Annotated in this window: 22 protein-coding genes and 1 pseudogene; 10 read left to right on the top strand and 13 right to left on the bottom strand. The window is 48.7% G+C overall.

The genetic code is table 11. The annotated features are described in order from the left end of the window. Window positions 1–63 precede the first annotated feature (63 nt). Together GCU48_RS14795 and GCU48_RS14790 are read right to left on the bottom strand one after the other, a co-directional pair. Complete coding sequence (locus GCU48_RS14795; RefSeq protein ID WP_025715546.1) at window positions 64–888, bottom strand: alpha/beta hydrolase; 825 nt, start codon at window positions 886–888, stop codon at window positions 64–66. A 251-nt stretch (window positions 889–1,139) separates the two neighbouring features. After that, the gene (locus GCU48_RS14790; protein WP_025715547.1) at window positions 1,140–1,436 is read right to left on the bottom strand and encodes a hypothetical protein; all 297 of its coding nucleotides are present in this window, start codon (window positions 1,434–1,436) and stop codon (window positions 1,140–1,142) included. A gap of 195 nt (window positions 1,437–1,631) precedes the next feature. On the opposite strand from GCU48_RS14790, the gene GCU48_RS14785 reads away from it, so the two are divergent. After that, window positions 1,632–2,063, top strand: a complete 432-nt coding sequence (locus tag GCU48_RS14785) for a hypothetical protein (RefSeq protein WP_152380503.1) — start codon at window positions 1,632–1,634, stop codon at window positions 2,061–2,063. 105 nt (window positions 2,064–2,168) lie between these two features. Here GCU48_RS14785 and GCU48_RS14780 read toward each other — a convergent pair whose 3' ends face one another. The 9 genes from GCU48_RS14780 to GCU48_RS14740 all read right to left on the bottom strand — a co-directional run bounded on the left by GCU48_RS14780 (window position 2,169) and on the right by GCU48_RS14740 (window position 11,079). Continuing rightward, window positions 2,169–3,128, bottom strand: a complete 960-nt coding sequence (locus GCU48_RS14780) for an ABC transporter substrate-binding protein (protein ID WP_152380502.1) — start codon at window positions 3,126–3,128, stop codon at window positions 2,169–2,171. Window positions 3,129–3,165: 37 nt separating this feature from the next. After that, entirely contained in the window at window positions 3,166–4,191 is a 1,026-nt protein-coding gene (locus tag GCU48_RS14775) for a FecCD family ABC transporter permease (protein ID WP_152380501.1), read from the bottom strand. Next, the gene (locus tag GCU48_RS14770; RefSeq protein WP_425280869.1) at window positions 4,191–5,126 is read right to left on the bottom strand and encodes a FecCD family ABC transporter permease; all 936 of its coding nucleotides are present in this window, start codon (window positions 5,124–5,126) and stop codon (window positions 4,191–4,193) included. Before GCU48_RS14770 ends, GCU48_RS14775 begins: the two co-directional genes overlap by 1 nt. Before the next feature lie 360 nt (window positions 5,127–5,486). After that, window positions 5,487–6,425, bottom strand: coding sequence for an arabinan endo-1,5-alpha-L-arabinosidase AbnA (gene abnA / locus GCU48_RS14765; RefSeq protein ID WP_152380500.1), 939 nt, complete (start codon window positions 6,423–6,425; stop codon window positions 5,487–5,489). Between the two features lie 228 nt (window positions 6,426–6,653). Then, on the bottom strand, window positions 6,654–7,940 hold the full coding sequence (ilvA, locus tag GCU48_RS14760; protein ID WP_152380499.1) for a threonine ammonia-lyase IlvA: 1,287 nt from the start codon (window positions 7,938–7,940) through the stop codon (window positions 6,654–6,656). Between the two features lie 181 nt (window positions 7,941–8,121). Further along, window positions 8,122–8,961, bottom strand: a complete 840-nt coding sequence (locus GCU48_RS14755) for a carbohydrate ABC transporter permease (RefSeq protein ID WP_152380498.1) — start codon at window positions 8,959–8,961, stop codon at window positions 8,122–8,124. Between the two features lie 3 nt (window positions 8,962–8,964). Then, window positions 8,965–9,930, bottom strand: coding sequence for an extracellular solute-binding protein (locus GCU48_RS14750; protein ID WP_152380497.1), 966 nt, complete (start codon window positions 9,928–9,930; stop codon window positions 8,965–8,967). 239 nt (window positions 9,931–10,169) lie between these two features. Further along, window positions 10,170–10,394: a small acid-soluble spore protein Tlp gene (tlp, locus tag GCU48_RS14745; protein ID WP_025715556.1), complete on the bottom strand. Its 225-nt coding sequence runs from the start codon at window positions 10,392–10,394 to the stop codon at window positions 10,170–10,172. A 73-nt stretch (window positions 10,395–10,467) separates the two neighbouring features. Further along, entirely contained in the window at window positions 10,468–11,079 is a 612-nt protein-coding gene (locus GCU48_RS14740; protein WP_152380496.1) for an alpha/beta hydrolase, read from the bottom strand. Between the two features lie 220 nt (window positions 11,080–11,299). Here GCU48_RS14740 and GCU48_RS14735 point away from each other — a divergent pair, with 220 nt between their 5' ends. Together GCU48_RS14735 and GCU48_RS14730 are read left to right on the top strand one after the other, a co-directional pair. After that, window positions 11,300–11,611, top strand: a complete 312-nt coding sequence (locus tag GCU48_RS14735; protein WP_152380495.1) for an autorepressor SdpR family transcription factor — start codon at window positions 11,300–11,302, stop codon at window positions 11,609–11,611. Then, window positions 11,608–12,261: an SdpI family protein gene (locus tag GCU48_RS14730; RefSeq protein WP_152380494.1), complete on the top strand. Its 654-nt coding sequence runs from the start codon at window positions 11,608–11,610 to the stop codon at window positions 12,259–12,261. Before GCU48_RS14735 ends, GCU48_RS14730 begins: the two co-directional genes overlap by 4 nt. A 148-nt stretch (window positions 12,262–12,409) precedes the next feature. Here GCU48_RS14730 and GCU48_RS14725 read toward each other — a convergent pair whose 3' ends face one another. Together GCU48_RS14725 and GCU48_RS14720 are read right to left on the bottom strand one after the other, a co-directional pair. After that, window positions 12,410–13,234 (bottom strand): aldo/keto reductase, encoded by an 825-nt coding sequence (locus GCU48_RS14725; protein WP_152380493.1) that lies wholly within the window; start codon window positions 13,232–13,234, stop codon window positions 12,410–12,412. Window positions 13,235–13,279: 45 nt separating this feature from the next. Then, the gene (locus tag GCU48_RS14720) at window positions 13,280–13,573 is read right to left on the bottom strand and encodes a putative quinol monooxygenase (protein WP_152380492.1); all 294 of its coding nucleotides are present in this window, start codon (window positions 13,571–13,573) and stop codon (window positions 13,280–13,282) included. Window positions 13,574–13,735: 162 nt separating this feature from the next. On the opposite strand from GCU48_RS14720, the gene GCU48_RS29210 reads away from it, so the two are divergent. From GCU48_RS29210 to GCU48_RS14690, 7 genes and pseudogenes are all read left to right on the top strand, one after another. Beyond that, complete coding sequence (locus GCU48_RS29210; protein WP_425280851.1) at window positions 13,736–14,251, top strand: sensor histidine kinase; 516 nt, start codon at window positions 13,736–13,738, stop codon at window positions 14,249–14,251. 9 nt (window positions 14,252–14,260) lie between these two features. Further along, the gene (locus GCU48_RS14715) at window positions 14,261–15,268 is read left to right on the top strand and encodes a sensor histidine kinase (protein ID WP_425280850.1); all 1,008 of its coding nucleotides are present in this window, start codon (window positions 14,261–14,263) and stop codon (window positions 15,266–15,268) included. Further along, window positions 15,261–15,995, top strand: coding sequence for a response regulator (locus GCU48_RS14710; protein WP_152380491.1), 735 nt, complete (start codon window positions 15,261–15,263; stop codon window positions 15,993–15,995). Before GCU48_RS14715 ends, GCU48_RS14710 begins: the two co-directional genes overlap by 8 nt. A 155-nt stretch (window positions 15,996–16,150) precedes the next feature. Beyond that, window positions 16,151–17,116, top strand: a complete 966-nt coding sequence (locus tag GCU48_RS14705) for an ABC transporter substrate-binding protein (RefSeq protein WP_152380490.1) — start codon at window positions 16,151–16,153, stop codon at window positions 17,114–17,116. A gap of 17 nt (window positions 17,117–17,133) precedes the next feature. Then, window positions 17,134–18,042 (top strand): annotated as a pseudogene (locus tag GCU48_RS14700) (FecCD family ABC transporter permease); the annotation flags it as partial. Further along, window positions 18,039–18,644, top strand: a complete 606-nt coding sequence (locus GCU48_RS14695; RefSeq protein WP_152380489.1) for a FecCD family ABC transporter permease — start codon at window positions 18,039–18,041, stop codon at window positions 18,642–18,644. The pseudogene GCU48_RS14700 and the gene GCU48_RS14695, both read left to right, overlap by 4 nt. 281 nt (window positions 18,645–18,925) lie before the next feature. Continuing rightward, window positions 18,926–19,366: a GNAT family N-acetyltransferase gene (locus GCU48_RS14690; protein WP_152380488.1), complete on the top strand. Its 441-nt coding sequence runs from the start codon at window positions 18,926–18,928 to the stop codon at window positions 19,364–19,366. Window positions 19,367–19,413: the final 47 nt, after the last annotated feature.

The raw sequence follows: 19,413 nt of genomic DNA, 5'->3' as shown, positions 1-19,413 counted from the left end.
GTTACTCTTCCATTTTACTCCGGCGGAGGCGTAATTTCCAATGCAATTCGTTACAATCTGAAATCAGATCATCCAGTGCTGCCAATCCCGTTGAATGTTTTCCTGTTCATCCAGCCATTCCAGCGTCCGGTCAATTAGCTGTTGCCGCTCTTTACCTGAAGAGAAGGTATGGTCTCCCTGGAAAATAATCTCTTTATCGCAGCGTCCCTCTGGACGCATCCAGAATACCTTTTGAAATAAGAAGGCGTAGTCCACAGGAATGATATCATCAGAGGTTCCGTGAATAACGAGCACATCCCCGTTAAATTTGACAGCCTCCTGAAACGGCTGGAACTGGGCTAACGACTCAAAATAAGCAGGTGTGAACTTGTAGCCCAAATAGTCGGCCTGACCGTTTTTAACAGACTCATCATACACGCTTCGTTCCGTAATTTTAACAATGTCGTTGAACGGGTAGCCCACCGCTGACCAAAGGACCAGGTTTTGTACTCTCTTGTCCCGGACAGCTGTAAGAAGAGCAACTGCGCCCCCCAGACTGTGACCAATCAGCGTCACCTTGGTCGGGTCAATGTCCGCGCAATTCACAGCATAATCCAGCACGGTACGTGTCTGGTTAATCATGGACTCCAGCCCTTGCTTGCCATAATCGCCTGTGCTTTCCCCACACCCGGCAAAATCAAAGCGCAGGACAAAATATCCCCCTGCTGCAAGCTCACGTGCGGTCTTTACAAATAACCGATCTACCCCGATACGATTGCCTACAAATCCGTGGCATATCACGACGAGCGGTACCCGTTTCTGCCGTTCGCCCGCACTCGGATTGCTCGGATAATGAACCGTTGCAGCTAACTCCTCATTTTTAAAGCGAATTCCAATTTGCCGTTCCATCATGATTCTCCCCCTGAACAATTTAAACGTATATTGTAACACGGATACTCAGCAAAATACCCTTTCACCTTAATTCCGATATGTTTAATAAGTTTTATAGTAAAATCAGTCTATCATCGCCCTGATTCCTTGTCAACCTGTCATCCGTACTGATAAAAAAGTAAACAAATGGCGCTCCCCGACACGATGCCGGAGAACGCCAGACGACATACTTATTAGGGTGAACACCCCACATTCGTGTAGAAGATTCTCTATTCGTAGCTGTGCCTGAACATTTGGTGGGTTTCGACTCGTCCCTCCCACTCCAGTTTACAAGAGGCACCGCTATTATGGTCCTCGTGCCACAAGCTGCGATAGCTCTCTTCACCCAGTTCCCCTGCAAACTCTGCATCCTGAGTCACTTCAGTATCGTCCAGTATGCGGTACGTTGGAGATGCTCCTTGAATGCTCCGGTGACTCACGTTTGCAGACAAGGAGACCCCGTTCCCGTTCGGAGCGCCTGCCAGTCGTTTTTGGACTGAATAATCTGCCTGATTCTCCAGTTTCATGATGCTACATCCTCTCAACGTTTATATTCAGGTTGCTCCATGTGCTCACCCTTTATCCAGTTTGAGGAGAATGCAGTGCTAATATACATTCCGCACATAAAGCCTTTTGCCATCTGGCGCTTCCTCACGTATACTGTTTTTATTGCAAAATACCGGTTCCATCAGCGGGTTGCGCCCGCAAAGCAGGAGGAAAAAATGAATAAAGCAAAATATTATACGCTTATTGCATGGATTGCCTTATCCATGTTTTTTTTGACACAGGCGATGATCGGAGGGTTCATCACATTTACAGGCGGAGATATCACACCCTTTGAAAAAGTTAACCTGTCCACCCTGATCATCATCGCCGCAGGAGCGATTCTGCTGGTTGAAGCATTGATGAATTTTATGGACCGCCCTGGAGAAGACGAGGAAACGCAACAGTCTGGTCATGCTCCAGTCAAGCCACAGCTGAATTTCAAATCCATTTTGATGTATGTGGTGCTGGTTGTCGTGATTCTTGTTTCCGGATTGGCACTACGCAGTATACTGCCTGTGTTCAGGATATCACCTTGGTTAAATCTAATTCTCGCATCCATCGGCTTCATCGGACTCAAACCCCTTTTTCTGCGTAAAAAGCGTTCTTGATCCACAAATCCTCATTGTACTGAAGCCGCCTCATCACCCCAAAAAATCCGTATTCCCGTCTGCAAGAAGATGCATGTGGAAATACGGATTGATGTATTCTAAAACTTATTTGGAAAATAGCTGCTCTGCATTATCCAGGGCGACTTTGTGCCCCATTGCGGAATAGTCCAGCCAAGGCTGTCCGTCCAGCATGTAGACATGCCCCTGCTTAACCGCCTTGAGTCCTTGCCATACTGCGTTTCCCTCCAGTTGCTTGTATACCTTTTGCGCATCGGCGCCTTTACTGATAATGACAAGGATAGCATCGGCATCATAATCAGGCAAAACCTCTTGGGACACGACCTGATAGGCCTTGTCGATTTTTTCTACACCCTTGGCTGGCTTCAAGCCCAAGTCCTGATACAGCAACGGCCCTACCGGGCGTTTCATGCCCATGACACGCACTTCCTTCGCCGTCACACGTACAGCCATAACCGTTCCATCTCCGATTTTGGAGTGGATCAGCTTTTTAACCCGTTCCTTCTGTGCATCATAATCCTTCAGAAAAGCGTCAGCCTGGGCCTCGTGGTTAACCATAACAGCGATTTTTTTCAGTTGGTCCCTCCATGTGTCTTCATCCAGATCAAAAACTTCGGTTGGGGCGATTTTTTCAAACTTGGCAACATCGGCACCCGAATATTTTTTGTCGAGAAAAATATGATCAGGCTGAAGCTCCAGCACTGCTTCCATATCCGGGTCTGTGACAACACCCAGCTTGCGGGTATTTTGGAGACGATCCTTTACATGGGGCAGAAAATCCTTCACATCTCCGCCAATGACCGAGCCAGCCGGAGTAATGCCAAGTGCCAGCAGGTTGTTCGTCAAATGGATCGACATCGAAGCAATACGCGAATCGGCACTAAGGGTTGTCTGACCGCTGCTGGCTGCTTTGTTATCTGTAGCTTTGGATTCTGCAGCTTTGTTTGCTGCTTGTCCACAAGCGGACAGCATCATTATACACAAAACAAGAATCATTGCTGCCCAAGAACGCTTAAAATCTGATTTCTTAAATCCACATTTTCTCATGATTATTCTCTCCTATGCTTTATATGTATTCCTTCTGTCATTTGGTTCGGGACAGCAGGAACAAAAAATACGGGGCCCCTACCACCGCAACTACCACCCCTGCGGGAATCGCATTCGGCTGAAACACCGAACGTCCAATCGTGTCGGATGTGACCAGTATGACGACCCCGACAAAGCAGGCCACGGGCAGCAAATGCTGGTACATCGGTCCGACCAGACGGCGAGCCAGATGAGGTGCGATCAGCCCGATAAAGCCGATACCTCCAGCCATAGACACGCTGGCACTCGATAGAGCTACAGCTGCGCCCAGCAGCAGCAGGCGCTGACGCCTCACATTCGTGCCGATTCCGGCTGCTGTCTCGTCGCCCAGCGACAGGTTATTCAGGCTGCGCGTCTGTGACAGAACATAGGGCAGCACAATGACGATCCATGGCAGCAAAGCCGCTGCATGCACCCAGTCCCGGCCCCACACGCTCCCAGCCAGCCAGCGTGCAGTAAATGCATACGTATCCTCATCGAGGCGCAACGACCAATACAGCGTTATTGCGCTGAGACCCGAGGCTACACCGATACCGGACAAAATCAGACGCACGGGCACGACTCCTCTGCTGCGGCTATACGACAATAGTACAATCAGCACCGCTGCAATGAGTCCTCCTGCAAAGGTAAACAAGGGGATAAGCACGGCTGCCGAGCCCTCCAGATCGCGAAAAAAGCTGACGAACATCACCAGCCCGAGCGCAGCCCCTGCGTGAAGTCCCAGCACTCCGGGGTCAGCAAGCGCGTTCCGTGACAAGCCTTGCATGACAGCTCCGGCTGCGCCCAATCCAGCTCCAGCCAGCACGGTTACGACGATACGCGGCAGACGATACTCAAACAGGACCAAATGATCACGTCCACTGCCACCGCCAAACAGCGTATCCAGCACACGCAGGGGTGGAATACGGATCGTTCCGGTATTCAGGCCCAACACAATGACAACAAAGCTGATCGCTGCCAATATCAGGCAGACGAGCCAAGCCTTTGTCTTTCTTGCATCTCCGGTTCCTGTAGAGCGACTCACTACAAATCCCTCCTTTCCTTACGGGCGAGAAAGAGGAAAAAGGGTACCCCGATAAAGGACACCATAATTCCAATAGCCAGCTCCTCCGGTGGATTTGCCATTCTCGCCCCCAAATCAGCCAGCACCAGCAGCACAGCTCCCAATAGCGCAGACAGCGGAACAATCTGGCGATAATCCACACCGATCAGCTTGCGGGCGATATGTGGAATGACGAGCCCTACAAAGCTGATCGCCCCGGCTGCCGACACAGATAGCCCAGCCAGCACCACCACAGTCAGCAGGCCAAGCAGTCGGATACGCTTGAGATTGATTCCCAGGTTCAACGCCACCTCATCGCCCATTGAAATCAGCGATATGGAACGTGCCAGCCCCATAGACCAGGCAATCACCAACAGCAAAATCGGCGCAAGGATCTCAAGCTGCGACCATTTAATTCCGGCAACACCCCCCGCATACCAAAAGGCCAAATCCTGACTCAGATCAAAATAAATCGCAATCCCCGAAGTCATGGAACCTAGCAGGGCAGCCGTCACAGCACCAGACACCGTCAATCTCATTGGCGTCAATCCCCCCGGGGCAGAGGCTCCGAGGCCGAATACCAGCAAGGTACTCATCAGTGCACCGAGGAACGACAATATGATTAACGTGCCATAAGGCAGATTAGGGAAAAAGGCAAAGCTCACAGCGACTACAAACATCGCGCCTGCGTTAATGCCTAGCACACCTGTATCTCCCAGCGGATTGCGTGTAATGCCCTGAATCAGAGAGCCTGCCACCGCCAGCGCGGCTCCAATAACGGCTGCACCGAGTACACGCGGCAATCTCAGCTCATGAATAATCTGATGTGTCATTAGCGAACGATCATAGTGGAATACTGCCGCCCACACTGTGCTTAAAGTCAAGTCCTTAGCTCCAAAAGAGATAGCGGCAAACATGGACAAGGCTAATAATACCGCAGAAGCTATGAATAATAATACCTGCCGAATCCTGCCTGACCGGAGCAACGGGCGAGCTACAGAGGCTGCATCGAAAATTGTGCTTTCTGTATGAGCTGAACGTTCGTCCGTCCGACCTTTTGACCGCATTCTTGAGGTCACTCCCTCCATACCCGAATCACCAGATCCGAAAATCTCCATAAATCCAAAGGCGATAATGATAATTATTATCAGCTTGATTCATAATAGCATGTTTTTGTTACATTGCAAGCGAAAAACTGCTCCCCCATATGGAGGAGCAGTTTTTCGCTTATATCTATGTGAGCTGACTATACGGATGGCTCCAGACATCCCACTTTTTTAGTACGTAGGCCAGCCTGCTGAATCCCATTTCAGATCACTAATCAGAAGCTTTGGATTTCCATTATCCGTAGCATCATAGGCATGACGCGCAATAACACTGTTATTATAAATAGATTGTCCGCCTGGTCCCTTCCAACGGTCATTCCCTGCATCCAGCACGGTTCCACCGCCATCCATCAGGATTTTACCACTCTTGTCCACATACGGTCCAGTGATACTCTTGGAGCGGCCGTAAATGATTTTATAATTACTGTCTACGCCTTTGCAACAGTTATCAATGGAAGCAAACAGATAATAGTAGCCGTCACGGTAAGTAACATGTGGCGCTTCCAAACCACCAGCAGTACGCTTCGCAATAGAATAGATCTGGCCCGTAGGTTTCATTGTACTCTTATCCAGACGAGTAATTTTCAAGCCTGAATTCCATGAGCCGAAGGAAAGCCACGGGTCACCGGAAGCGTCAATGACCAGATTCGGATCAATCGCATTATAATCGTTAGAATCCGTCGTTCGCAGCACAAGTCCATCATCTCTCCAGCTTCCCGCACCAATACTCGTTGCTGAAGTCAATCCAATGGCCGAAGTGCGTGACCCGAAGGTAGAAATGGAATAGTAAACCCACACACGTCCATTGTACTTTTGAGCATCCGGTGCCCATACATCATTAGTCTTCTGCTTGGGTACATACGATTTCCACCATGATGGCGGCGACAGGAATATTTGCGGCAATCTATAAAAATTACGTCCATCATCCGACCTTTGGACCTGTATCCCCTGCCCTGTCGAGAAAATATACCATGCATTGCCTTCCTTTGTGATGGACGGATCATGTGTCGCCACATCACCCGTTAATGCCCAGTGCTCTGCCGATGCAGATGGTACCACTGACAGCAATAATGCCGCCGAGGTTACGGCGGCAAACGCCGTTCGGACCAATTTACCTTGTACTGATTTTTTCCAAGCTTTTAAGCTTACGCACCTCCAAATTTATTTTATATGATGCGAATCAGGTGAAACATAGATTACGTTAGTGTTTACACTTATGAAGTTACACATATATTAACTTATCGACTTCAGTTTTGTAAACGCTTTATTTCAAATAAAAAGAAATCCATAAACTACGCATAACGTTATACATACAAAAAGGAGCCCGCAGGCTCCTTGTTAAATCAGCATATTAAATAAATCCTCGTTTTTGTTCAGTTCTGTATATTTAATTCCCTTGCGGTTCATCCGTTCAATCAAAGGAAGATAGTCTTCCTTGTGAAACAGCTCAATGCCGACCAGCGCGGGACCGTTTTCCTTATCGTTCTTTTTCGTATACTCAAACCTTGTGATGTCGTCGTCCGGTCCAAGCACATCCTGAAGAAACTCACGCAGCGCCCCGGCTCTTTGCGGGAAATTCACCATAAAATAATGCTTCAGTCCTTCATAGATCAGGGAACGCTCCTTAATCTCCTGCATACGATCAATATCGTTGTTGCCACCGCTAACGATACAGACCACCGTTTTGCCCTGAATCTGCTCACGATACAGATCAAGTGCTGCTACAGGCAGCGAGCCCGCAGGCTCGACAACAATCGCATTTTCATTGTATAGCTCGAGAATTGCGGTACAAGCCTTACCTTCCGGTACCTTCACAATATCGTCCAGCGTATTTTTACAAATGTCGTAAGTCAGCTGACCGACACGCTTCACCGCAGCTCCGTCAACGAACTTGTCTATGTGGTCCAGTGTAACCACCTTGTTCAGACGCATCGCTTCCGTCATCGACGCTGCCCCAAGCGGCTCCACGCCGATCACCTTGGTGGACGGATTGACAGTTTTCACATACGTGCCTACGCCTGCCGCCAAGCCACCGCCGCCAATCGTCACAAACACATAATCTGCAGGTGTATCCAGGCTTTCCATGACTTCCATCGCAATCGTACCGTTGCCTGCTATAATTTTCGGCTGGTCAAACGGATGGATAAAGGTCATCGTCTGCTCACTGCACACCTTCATGGCTTCGTCATAGGCATCGTCAAACGTATCTCCGGTCAGAATGACCTCCACACTGTTACCGCCAAAGCGACGAACCTGCTTCACCTTCTGATTAGGCGTTGTGCTTGGCATGAATATTTTACCGTGGATGCCCAGCGCATTACATGAAAAAGCCACACCTTGCGCATGATTGCCCGCACTCGCGCACACAATGCCCTTTTCCATTTGCTCAGGAGTCAGACTGCGGATCATATTGTAGGCTCCACGGATTTTAAAGGACCGCACAACCTGGAGATCCTCTCTTTTTAGATATACATTGCAGTTATATTTGGCCGACAGGACGGCATCCCTCTGTAAAGGTGTACGTACAATCACCTCACGCAGCATATGATGCGCCCGTACAATATCCTCCATACCAACGGTTGACGCTGTGGCCGGGCCAGTTTTCTGGGTTTCTGTTGGTTCCATAGGTTCTCCACGCTCCGCCTGAATATTTCTATATTTGAAATCTTTCAAATATCATACCACGTTTCCCTACAGCTTGTGCTGGTCATAGACATGAAAATGAGAATGAAAATCAGTAATATCAAAAAAAGCAGACCGGGATGCCCGACCTGCTTTTTTCGATGTTACATTTTTGTTGTAGCGATTATCCTTTGACTCCGCCTGCCGTCATACCTTCTATGAAATAACGCTGGAAGAACAAGAACACGACCAGAATCGGTAAAATAGCCAAAACCGACCCGGCGATCAGTACATCATAATTGTTGCCATATGGCGTCAGCAGACTAGACAGACCAATCGGCAGTGTCAGCATGTCGTTGGTACGTAATACGATCATCGGCCACAGGAAGTTGTTCCAGCTGTTCATCGCCTGTAAAATAGCCATCGCCGCAAATGCAGGCGCCATCAGCGGCATCATAATCCGCACGAAAATACCATATTCCGAGCACCCGTCAACCCGTGCGGCATCCATAAAGTCCTTGGGTACTCCACTCAAATATTGACGGAAGAAAAAGATCGGGATCGGCGCAACGACGAAGGGCAATATCACACCCCATACCGTATTAATCAGCTTCATGCCGATCATCAGCTTGTAAAGCGGTAGCATAATAATTTCGACCGGGATCATCATCACGACCAGCACCAGCGTAAAAATCACATTTTTCAGTCTAAAACGGTACATCTCCAGCCCGTAGCCCACCATCGCGGACAATATCAGACATAGCACCGTAAACAAGACGGTAATGACAATGCTGTTCCAGTACCACTGAAAATAATCGGTCGTCCCCTGGAAAATGAACGCATAGTTTTTCAAGGACATGATGCTCCACTCCAGCTTAAGATTCAAGCCGTAGCGCAGCAGCTCCGTCGATGGCTTGAACGAGGCAAGCGTCACGGCAAATAGCGGAAACAGGGCAAACCCGGCAAACAGAATGAACAGAACAACAAGAAATGCGGATAACGAGCCTTTTTGTTTCTGAGCCATCGCTTAATCCTCCTTCCGGAACATGCCAAAAAATTTGAGCTGGATCAGGTTGAGCACCAATGTAAATACGAGCAATACTATGCCCACCGCAGCTCCAAAGCCCATGCTGTTCTGCTCCAGACCTTGACGGTAGAGGTAGCCGACAATCGTCAAGCCGATATCATTCGGAGAGTTATTACCTTTCCACAGCATGTAGCTCTCTGTGAACATCGACAAGCCCGCATAAATACTAATCGTAAATACGTAGATCGTCACCGGCTTGAGCATCGGAATCGTAATCCGCCAAAAGGAAGCAAACCGACTGGCTCCATCAATCTGCGCAGCTTCATACAGTTCGGGAGGAATGTTTTGCAGTCCCGACATGTAATACAGCATGTTAACACCCAGCCATCTCCACAAAGCCAACACAATCAACGCTAAAAAACCGGTGTTGGCATTCATCAGCCATTTATGCGGCTCCAAACCGAATACGCCCGCCTGGTCCAAAATTTCTTTATTGTAATACATCACTTCGGCCCCGACATGAAAATCAATGCCATAATACTTACCGTCTTTACCGTAAATCTGGACTCTGGAAGGCACAATGTTCTTCATCTCCGGGTCAATCACCGGATTGAGCGCGACCAGCTGCGGTATCCCTTTGAGGAAGTTGCCGATCTTGTTGACCTCGATATCCGCGATATCCGGTGCCCCCACCCCCGATTGCAATGCAATCGACAGCTTGCTGTGGTGGTTGTCATAAGGGAATGTATTCGCTTTCAAATTAATCTGTTCATCAGGGTGCAGTTGGTTCCATTGGTCAGCCATTTGCAGAAAAAACTTCTCATGCAGCTCGTTAAACGTCCACAAAACCAGTTCTGTTCCCGGCCCATCCTGTTCGTCGGCCTTCAAGGAACAACCTTGCAGCAGTCCAGCCATTAAAACCACCGCCATGAGCATCAACGACATGCTTTTTCTTCGCAGCAGCATATCCTTCCCCCTTCGCATGATGAAAAATGATTCGCTAATGATTGCGCTTACTTTTATTGTTTAACATCAAGCCAAATTAGTTTACAACAACATTATTTATAAAAATTCATTTTTAGTACAAAACTAGCGTCTTCATTGCATTATAGGGGGAAAATGAATCGGATGGGGTTATGATGATTTTTGCATAAAAAAGCGACCCAGCTCGAATTGAAACTTGGAGTTGGGTCGCTCTTTTTTAGCTATTCTTGAGAATGTGCTGCTTCGTCCTTCACTTCTGCTCGAAACGCTCTAATACTTTCTTTACGGCGATTATTTTTTTCTTCGATTTGCTTACGCTCCTCGTCACTGATTTCAGAGGAAAACTCGTTCAGATACCCTTCAGCTTCATGAAGATTCTGCTGTGTATTCTGAATATTTTGTTGCAAATGCTCAACATTATCGGCCCGATTATCCGGTTTTGCCATATTGTTGCCGCCTCCTAATTATGGAATCGCTCACTGGAGCGCTAATCGGTAGCTTGATCGTTATTGCATGATTTTATGCATTCCAGTGCTCTCCAAACCATTTCCCTGCGGCTTCGGCTTCTGTACGGGTTAATTGATGACCATTGCGTTCCCAATATGCTTCCACCTGGGCTCCAGCTCCTTCCAGTAAAGCGTGCAGCTCACGGGATTCCCCAACTGGAACGATTGGATCATTTTCACCGGAAGACAGAAATACAGGGACACCGCTGAGATCCGGCAATTGCAGCCCGCGCAGCGGCACCATCGCATGATGAAGAATGGCTCCGCGCAGCGCTTTTGCATCGTGAAAGAGCATACTGGCCGCTATGTTCGCCCCGTTGGAATAGCCAAGAGCCACGACGTTGCTACGGTCAAAATTGTATTGCTCCGCAGCAGTATCCACAAATTCGCTTAGCTCCTGGGTACGGAATACAAGATCCTCTATTTCGAACACCCCCTCTGCCAAACGGCGGAAGAAACGCGGCATTCCATTTTCCAGCACATTCCCCCTTACGCCTAACACAGATGCTCCTGGTGCAACCAAATCAGCCAATGGCAGCAAATCTTGTTCATTCCCGCCAGTACCGTGCAGTAGCAAAATCACCGGGGCCTCTGGATTACTTCCTCTACGGAAAATATGTTTCATATCTATTCCTCCTTTATTTTAACTTTAAATTAAGAATCTTATTTTTTGTGTATTTTGATTATACCTAACTTCTCTATCTTTTACAAATCCAATTGCAAACCTGCTCTAAAATTTTTTTTTAAAATAATGCATTGATCCGTTGACATACAACACAGCACTATTTTAATATTGGCTTAGATGTTTAGGAAATTATCTAAATATCTAAAGGAGTGAGCAAACTTTGAATGATGCCTTTAAAGCCTTGGCCGACCCGACCCGGCGCAAAATATTACAGCTTTTGAAAGAGAAAAGCATGAGCGCAGGCGATGTCGCCGAGCATTTTCAAATCAGCAAGCCCAGCATATCCCACCATTTGAATCTGCTAAAGCAGGCGGGGCTTGTGCTGGACGAGCGACAGGGGCAAAGCATTATTTACACCTTGCATACAACGGTTGTGGCAGATGTCATCGGCTGGATGTTCAGCATCGTCCATTCCGATGCCCCTGTAAAGAAACATTCGAATGATATTAAGGATACGGAGGAGTCTGAATGAAGTTTAGAATGCAATGGAGCCTTATGGATGTTTTCGCGAATTTAATTGCCTTATCACCTGCTATAGGCGGTTTACTGCTGTATAACCGGCTTCCCGATGTGCTGGCCTCACATTTTAGCTTTAACAATACAGCAGACGGGTATATGAGTAAAAATGGATCTATTCTTATGATGGTGCTGTTGGGGCTGGTGCCTTTGCTCCTTCGGCTATCCCGCTACATGGACCCCAACAGAGTAAATTTCGAGAAATTTGCTAAAGCCTATGAGGTTACGCGTGTAGGCACTTCGCTCATTATCGCTATAGCCGGTTGGGGAATGCTGCTGTATAACCTGAATTATCGGTTGCAGATGACTGCTATAATTTACGGGGTATTAGGGCTGTTGCTGCTGGTGCTTGGTAATTATATGACGCAGGTACAGCCGAACTTTACCTTCGGGATCCGTACACCGTGGACTCTGTCCAACCCGGAGGTCTGGCGTAAAACGCACCGTTTCGGCGGGCCTATGATGATGCTTGGTGGTGCCTCGGGCTTGGTGGCGGCATGGGTCGATGGAGTGGCAGGAACAGTCATTTTTCTCACTGGACTGGGTATATCCGTCGTCGCCCCCATCCTCTATTCTTTCCTCCTGCATCGCAAATTAAATCAATAGCAGGCATGCAGGACGTAGCAACTCTGTTCAGAACGACGAAAGCGTATGAGAAGATCCCCGATGCATAAATAAAAAAAGAACCTCCAAGCCTACGGTTAACGCAGATTTGGAGGTTCCTTGTGCATTTGTAAATTAGAATACTTGAATATCAGAACAACAGCTTGTCGGGATGCGTGCCTACACGCTCATCCAGATGAAGTGCGTTGATTCGGTTAACATCCTCTACCGTCAGTTCAAAATCAAATAAATCGGCATTTTCGCGGATACGATGCGCGGTTACAGATTTGGGAATTGTCACAATTCCCCGATCCAGATGCCAGCGCAAAATAACCTGTGACGACGTTTTGCCATATTTAGCAGCAAGCTCAACGATATCCGCCTGCTCTGTCAGTTTCCCCTTCATCAGTGGGCTCCACGATTCAAGCTGAATCTGGTGATCGCGGCAGTATTGATGCAGCTCTTGCTGTGTCAGACGCGGATGAAGCTCCACTTGGTTGATGACAGGTACAATGTTGCTATCTTTCAGGAGGTCTTCGAGATGGTGAACTTGGAAGTTACTTACTCCGATAGCGCGTACGCTTCCCTCTTCATACAGGCGTTCAAACGCCTTCCAGGTTTCCTTGTACTTATCTTTGCCAGGCCAATGAATAAGATACAAATCAATGATGTCCAGGCCCAGCCGCTTGCGGCTTTCCTCGAAGGCACGCAGTGTTGAATCGTAGCCCTGATCCTGATTCCATAGCTTTGTGGTAACAAACAGATTTTCTCTGGCCGCCCCACTGTCGCGAATAGCTTGTCCAACGAGCTCTTCATTGCCGTAAATCGCCGCCGTATCAATGCTACGGTAGCCAACCTCAATAGCTGTTTTGACCGCTTCGTAGACCTCATTGCCTTCCGCCTTGTACGTACCAAAACCCAGCCAAGGCATCTGAACTCCGTTATTCAGTACAGTTGTATCCGCAATGTTCCCCATATCTATCTCCTCCTGTTCCTGATTATGATTTATATAGCGGGATGATTACAGTTTGGCTGCATCCTGAAAAGCATTCACTTGCAGCGGAGCTGATAACAATTCCTTAGCTGCGGCAACAAATGCCTGGAAATGGGCAGACTTGTTATGGAAATCTACAGCCGCTGCATCCTTCCATTCTTCGACCATCGTAAATGCGTTGGGATCGTTCAGATCCTGCATCAGCGTGTAGCGTACATTGCCTTCTTCAGCCTGTGATGCACTGATCAATCCCTGTGTTTGTTGCAGAAAAGCCTCTCTTTTTTCAGGTAAAACTTTCATATCAGCATGAATAATAATCATGATTTCGTCCTCCTCGCATTATGTAACTATTTCTATTATAGACCATTCATCCGACAGATTAAAAGTGCGACTGTTCCTGTAATACAGTAAAATGAATCGTATTGAGGAGATGTGCAGCTTGATCAGCTCCTCCTATACCTTGCTTGACGGTGGTGAAGGCATGTGCGTTTTCAGACAAAACTAATGGTATTTATATCCCTTTTAGTGGTGGTGGTTACCGGGCTATTGGGATTATCCTTTCGATATATGATCACCTCCGCTCTATACGAAGAAATGGAAAAAAGGGCTCTAACCGTTGCCAATATGCTTGCGGTAGATGCGCAGGTCAGGGAAGCTCTGGAGCAGACCGACTTGGCGCAGCTGCGTTCGCGAATCAATGAGGCCGTAAAGCCAGTCCAAGCGAGCAGCGGCGCTGATTTTATTACGATTGCTGATCGTCATCTTATCCGGCAGTGGCATGTCAATCCAGAACGCATCGGCACACCTATGCTAGACCCCATAAATGATAAGGTGCTGCACGGGCAGTCCTTAATCACGGAATCGGCAGGCTCTCTCGGACAGTCACTACGGGCCAAAACTGCAGTTTATGATAAACAAGGCAAGGCCATCGGCCTCGTTTCTGTAGGTTTCTTAATGACAGATGTGGAGCAAAATATTCGTACATACACCTATGCCTAGCTGTGGTTCATGGTGGGGGCGCTTATAATCGGCATTTTAGGCAGCCTGCTAATAGCGCGGAGGGTACGCCGGGAGCTGCATGGGCTGGAGCCGGTGGAAATTGGACGTTTGTACCAGGAAAAGCAAGCCATTCTCGAATCTATAGGCGAAGGGATCATCGCGGTTAATAGCAGTGGACAAGTCACACTTGCCAATCCGCAAGCCGTCCGCTTGCTCGGCCTTCCCCTGGAGACTACCATAGACGGCTGCGAGCTTCGTCACTTAGCGGGTGCCGCGGGTAAGCTGGCAGATGTACTTGTTGCCGATTTTACCATGAATCATGCAAATATAAAGTCGGACCAGGAACATATCGTGCTCAATGAGGAAATTGAGGTGCAGCAACGAGTCGTAGTCGTCAGCCGTGTGCCGATCAAGGATCGTTCCGGGCAAATGATGGGCACAGTTGCCAGTCTGCGTGACAAAACAGAGCTGCTCCGCATGACGCGACAATTGACGGAGGTCAAAGATTACGCGGAAGTGCTGCGATCACAAACACACGAATACGCCAATCGGCTGTATCTCATATCCGGCTTGCTGGACAAGAGAATTGTATTACATTCTACGGTTAGCGGTGCATTCTCTACCTTATCTCCCACGTTGGAGTGGTCGCTTCTCGCTGCCATGGCCGGAAACCTGCTGGATAATGCCATGGAGGCAGTCGCGATGCCCTCAATCCCTGAGGGACAGGTCTGGTTCCGGCTTGAAGAAACGGCTGAAGCCATAACCGTCGAGGTTGCGGGTAACGGAGCGGGAATTGCGGAGGATATCCGGGAAAAGCTGTTCGTCAAAGGAGCATCGACCAAAGCAGAAGCAGGGCACGGTTACAGCCTTGCTCTCGTGCACGAGTATGTAGAGCGAATGGGCGGCTCTATCAAAATACATGAACGGACAGGTGGAGGTACCATTTTTGCAATACGCATACCTTTAAATACTTCAGTAACAAGTGATGAAGCAACAGGAGGTTTCACCCATGAATGAGCGGGTTTTATTGGATATTGAGGTTCTTGTTATTGAAGATGATCCGCGAATTGCGGAAATTAACCGACGATTTATTGAAAAGGTAGACGGGTTCACTGTATGTGCAATAGCAACGAACGAGTTTGAGGCCAAGCTTCAATTGGACGTGCTGCGTCCGCCTTTAGTCGTGCTGGATGTTTATTTTCCAGATACCGACGGCTTAACGCTGCTATCGTTCATCAAGCAACACTATCCAGACACCGATGTCATTATGCTGACTGCCGCCAAAGAAGCTGAAACCGTGGTACAAGCCGTTCGCGCAGGCGTGTTTGATTTTATCGTAAGGCCGCTTGTGTTTGAGAGATTGCGTGCCACACTGGAGGAATATGCCCGTTTTCAGCGACAGGTCAAGGCTTGGCAGGAGCAGCCATCGACAGTGGAGCAATCTGAAATTGACAACCTGCTTCAAAACGCGGGTACTGGTCGGATGACAGGCACCGGAGTGGGAGAGCTGTGGGCCAAGGGCATTGACAAAGTAACCTGCGACAAGGTGCTCGAACTTCTGAATCGGCGGGGTGAGGTGACTACGGGTACGGTGGGGAATGAGTTGGGCATGAGTCGTTCCACAGCCAGAAGGGATCTGGAGCATTTAGTAGAGAGTGGTGACGCCCACCACGATCAGGTATACGGAACGGTTGGTAGACCGGAGCGTATCTATCGGCGCCAGCGGGGAAATGAACAAACATAATTTTAATGAACTTAATTCACTTTATAAGCCAAAATGATTTAAATGAACACATTGTTTACGTCCCTCCTCCCGATTGCTAGAATGGTCAACAGTTGATTAATTGATAATGATTATCAATAAGTATGATAATCATATTTGGGAACGGGGGACAACATATGGCAACACCAAAGCAACCACTACGCACAGGCATGCTGCTTACAGCGATCCTTGCACTACTGACGGTCATTATGGCGGGATGTGGTGGCCAGTCAAAAGATAACAGCGCAGCAGCACCTCAAGCAACCGGCGATACCCGAATCATCAAGCATGAGATGGGAGAAACCAAACTTACGGGTAAACCCAAAAGAATCGTAACGCTGGAATTCTCTTTTGTCGATGCGGCAGTCCAACTGGGTGTAACACCTGTCGGGATAGCTCAGGAAAATGACGATGATATTGCTGGATTGCTCGGCAAGAAAATCGACTTTACGCCTGTAGGCACGCGCAAGCAGCCGAATCTGGAAACCATCAGCTCCTTGAAGCCCGATTTAATCATTGCCGATCTGAACCGTCATAAAAGCATATACAAAGAACTAAGTGAAATTGCTCCCACCATTGTTCTGAAGAGCCGCAATTCCTCCTATGAACAAAATCTGGCATCCTTCGGTGTCATTGCTGATGCGCTGGGCGAGAAGGAAAAAGGCGAACAGATTCTAGCCGCACATAAAGCTAAAATGGAACAGTTGAAGAAAGGAATTAAAGTCGGGGAGCCACGCAGCGTGCTGCTTGGGGTATTCCGCTCTGATTCCCTATCTGCTCACGGGGCTTCTTCCTTTGATGGACAACTGCTGGAGCAAGCAGGTATCCGCAATGCCCTTCAAAATACAAGCGAGCCCACCGTCAAGCTGACGCTGGAGCAAATTGTACAAGCTGATCCAGATGTGATCTTTTTGGTGGAGGCAGATGAGAAGCTGATTGCAGAATGGAAGCAGAATCCACTGTGGCAAAATATCACTGCTGTCAAAAAAGGGGAAGTTTACGAAGTGAACCGGGCATTATGGACCCGGTACCGCGGACTCGGCTCAGCCGAGAAAATACTGGAGCAAGCCATTTCGCTTCTGTATCCCGCGCAAAGCAAATGAGACGACTCCCGTTAAACGGACCTGTCAGGATGGATATCCCCACCATGCTGACCGCGCTTTTCACCGAGCACCCGTCCAAGGATCAGCTCATTATCCTGACGGTTCGGCTGCCGCGTGCTGTCATCGGGCTGCTCGTCGGGGCTGGCCTTGCTGTGGCCGGAGCGCTGATGCAGGCCATTACACGCAACCCGCTGGCTTCGCCGCAGGTGTTCGGGGTCAGCTCGGGCGCTTCGCTGGCTGTCGTGCTGTCTGTTGTGCTGCTGCCAAACATCGGATCATCCGGTAGCATATATTTTGCTTTTGCCGGAGCTATCGCGGGCGGCTCCTTCGTGTATGCCCTGGCCGGAACGGCAGGCATGACGCCAGTCAAGCTGACACTGGCCGGGATGGCCGTGCACCTGCTGCTGGCCTCCGTTACCCAGGGACTGCTCGTGTTCAACGAGCAAATATCCGATGTACTGTATTGGCTCGCCGGAGCCATTGACGGGTCCACCTGGGCAGATACACGTCTGGTGCTGCCATGGTTCGCCGTGGGCATGATTCTTGCGTTGACACTGGCTCCCTCGCTGTCTGTGCTAAGTCTCGGAACAGAGGTCGCACAGGGGTTGGGGCAAAATGTCCGGCTTGTCCGTCTGCTGGCCTCGGCCTCGGTCATTATGCTGGCAGGCTCTGCTGTAGCAGTGGCCGGTTCCATCGGCTTTGTAGGGCTGATGGTGCCAAATATCATCAAGATGCTTACAGGCGACAATTACAAACGGGTTATTCCCCTGTCTGCAATCTGCGGAGCCCTGCTGCTGACCTATGCAGACGTGCTTGGACGATTTATCGCGTTTCCGTATGAATCACCCGTCGGCATTGTAACCGCACTGGTCGGTGCACCCTTCTTTTTATATCTGGCACACAAGAACGGGAGGGCTGCAAGATGAAAAAGCTGTGGATTTTACTCGTTCTAATGCTGGTAGGTTCCTTTATAGCCATTGGCGTGGGCAGCACCTACATCACGCCCTCCGAATTGCTCATGGCTTTGACTGACCGGGACGCCTCATCCTGGTTCATCGTTTACCATTACCGGCTGCCACGCGGCCTGCTGGCCATTCTGGCCGGAGCTGGACTGGCGGTAGCCGGGGTCCTGCTGCCCCTCGCCTATACGCTACAGCGCAAGCTGGACATTATGGGCCTGGATGAAGAAAGCTCGGCTGGGCTGGGACTTAACGTGAAACGCGTGCGCACAGGACTACTGGCTGTGTCTGTGGCCCTGGCTGCCGCCTGTGTCGCTGCTATCGGCTCCATTGGCTTTATCGGCCTGCTGGCACCGCATCTGGCACGACGCTTGTTTGGCAACCGCCACCGTTACCTGCTGCCCGGCGCGGCGATGATCGGCGCCCTGATTCTCGTCCTCGCCGACGCGCTGGGACGAGGCTTGAAGCCGCCACTCGAAATTCCTGCCGGTATCGTGACAGCCGTCATTGGCGCGCCCTATTTTCTCTATCTATTGCTGCGGGAGCGCAAGTCAAGAGGAAGCGGGTAGTGGTTCTGAACGATTCATCCCGCAGCAATCGATCCTTAAAATGATCGTTTTCTTACTGAAAGGGAAGTAAACTTTAGTTATTGTAAAAATTAGTACCCAAATTGTGAAGAATTAGGATATGATAAAAACTGTAAAATATTCAAAGGCAAAGATGTAAGACTAAATTCATATGATTTTATGGAAGGAGTGATGTGGTGTGAAAATGCATCCAGGTAAGATATTAGAGAGGTCTAAAAAATAGGGAAGTCTATACGGATTTCCCTATATAGGAGGAATCCAAGATGATTACGCTAAAAGCAGTCGACAAAAGTAATTGGGAAGAATGTGCTCAACTTAAACCGAAACCAGAGCAAAAAAGATTTATTGTATCTAATCTTTTTTCAATTGCGGAACATCAGTTTTTAGATGGATTTTTATCTAAAGCTATTTACAATGACAACGTAATGATTGGTTTTACGATGTTTGGTTTAGACCCGGATGACGGAAATTACTGGGTTTACCGATTTATGATTGACGAAAGATTTCAAGGTTTTGGCCATGGTTACAATGCTATGTTGCTGGTTATTGACGAGATAAGGAAAGCCAGTGATAGAACTGATGTTATAATGATTGGATATAAACCAGACAATGAACTAGCTAGAAAGCTGTATAGAAAATCAGGTTTCAGGGAGGAGGGGATATCACCCTGGGGAGAAATGCTTGCGAAGTATAGGATACCATAGTTCAATTACCGCCTATCAGGGCGGTTTTCTTTTGGTCGAAAATCAAC

Origin of the sequence: Paenibacillus brasilensis (genome assembly GCF_009363115.1) — a bacterium.
Classification (GTDB): domain Bacteria; phylum Bacillota; class Bacilli; order Paenibacillales; family Paenibacillaceae; genus Paenibacillus; species Paenibacillus brasilensis.
Note: the sequence above shows the minus strand (reverse complement) of the source record. Positions and strands in the feature narration are given on the sequence as shown.

Coding starts and splice junctions, on each gene's coding strand:
- GCU48_RS14795 (WP_025715546.1), bottom strand. CDS start 888: ATGGAACGGCAAATTGGAATTCGCTTTAAAAATGAGGAGTTAGCTGCA.
- GCU48_RS14790 (WP_025715547.1), bottom strand. CDS start 1,436: ATGAAACTGGAGAATCAGGCAGATTATTCAGTCCAAAAACGACTGGCA.
- GCU48_RS14785 (WP_152380503.1), top strand. CDS start 1,632: ATGAATAAAGCAAAATATTATACGCTTATTGCATGGATTGCCTTATCC.
- GCU48_RS14780 (WP_152380502.1), bottom strand. CDS start 3,128: ATGAGAAAATGTGGATTTAAGAAATCAGATTTTAAGCGTTCTTGGGCA.
- GCU48_RS14770 (WP_425280869.1), bottom strand. CDS start 5,126: ATGTTTGCCGCTATCTCTTTTGGAGCTAAGGACTTGACTTTAAGCACA.
- ilvA (WP_152380499.1), bottom strand. CDS start 7,940: ATGGAACCAACAGAAACCCAGAAAACTGGCCCGGCCACAGCGTCAACC.
- GCU48_RS14755 (WP_152380498.1), bottom strand. CDS start 8,961: ATGGCTCAGAAACAAAAAGGCTCGTTATCCGCATTTCTTGTTGTTCTG.
- GCU48_RS14750 (WP_152380497.1), bottom strand. CDS start 9,930: ATGCTGCTGCGAAGAAAAAGCATGTCGTTGATGCTCATGGCGGTGGTT.
- tlp (WP_025715556.1), bottom strand. CDS start 10,394: ATGGCAAAACCGGATAATCGGGCCGATAATGTTGAGCATTTGCAACAA.
- GCU48_RS14740 (WP_152380496.1), bottom strand. CDS start 11,079: ATGAAACATATTTTCCGTAGAGGAAGTAATCCAGAGGCCCCGGTGATT.
- GCU48_RS14730 (WP_152380494.1), top strand. CDS start 11,608: ATGAAGTTTAGAATGCAATGGAGCCTTATGGATGTTTTCGCGAATTTA.
- GCU48_RS14725 (WP_152380493.1), bottom strand. CDS start 13,234: ATGGGGAACATTGCGGATACAACTGTACTGAATAACGGAGTTCAGATG.
- GCU48_RS14720 (WP_152380492.1), bottom strand. CDS start 13,573: ATGATTATTATTCATGCTGATATGAAAGTTTTACCTGAAAAAAGAGAG.
- GCU48_RS14715 (WP_425280850.1), top strand. CDS start 14,261: ATGGTGGGGGCGCTTATAATCGGCATTTTAGGCAGCCTGCTAATAGCG.
- GCU48_RS14710 (WP_152380491.1), top strand. CDS start 15,261: ATGAATGAGCGGGTTTTATTGGATATTGAGGTTCTTGTTATTGAAGAT.
- GCU48_RS14705 (WP_152380490.1), top strand. CDS start 16,151: ATGGCAACACCAAAGCAACCACTACGCACAGGCATGCTGCTTACAGCG.
- GCU48_RS14695 (WP_152380489.1), top strand. CDS start 18,039: ATGAAAAAGCTGTGGATTTTACTCGTTCTAATGCTGGTAGGTTCCTTT.
- GCU48_RS14690 (WP_152380488.1), top strand. CDS start 18,926: ATGATTACGCTAAAAGCAGTCGACAAAAGTAATTGGGAAGAATGTGCT.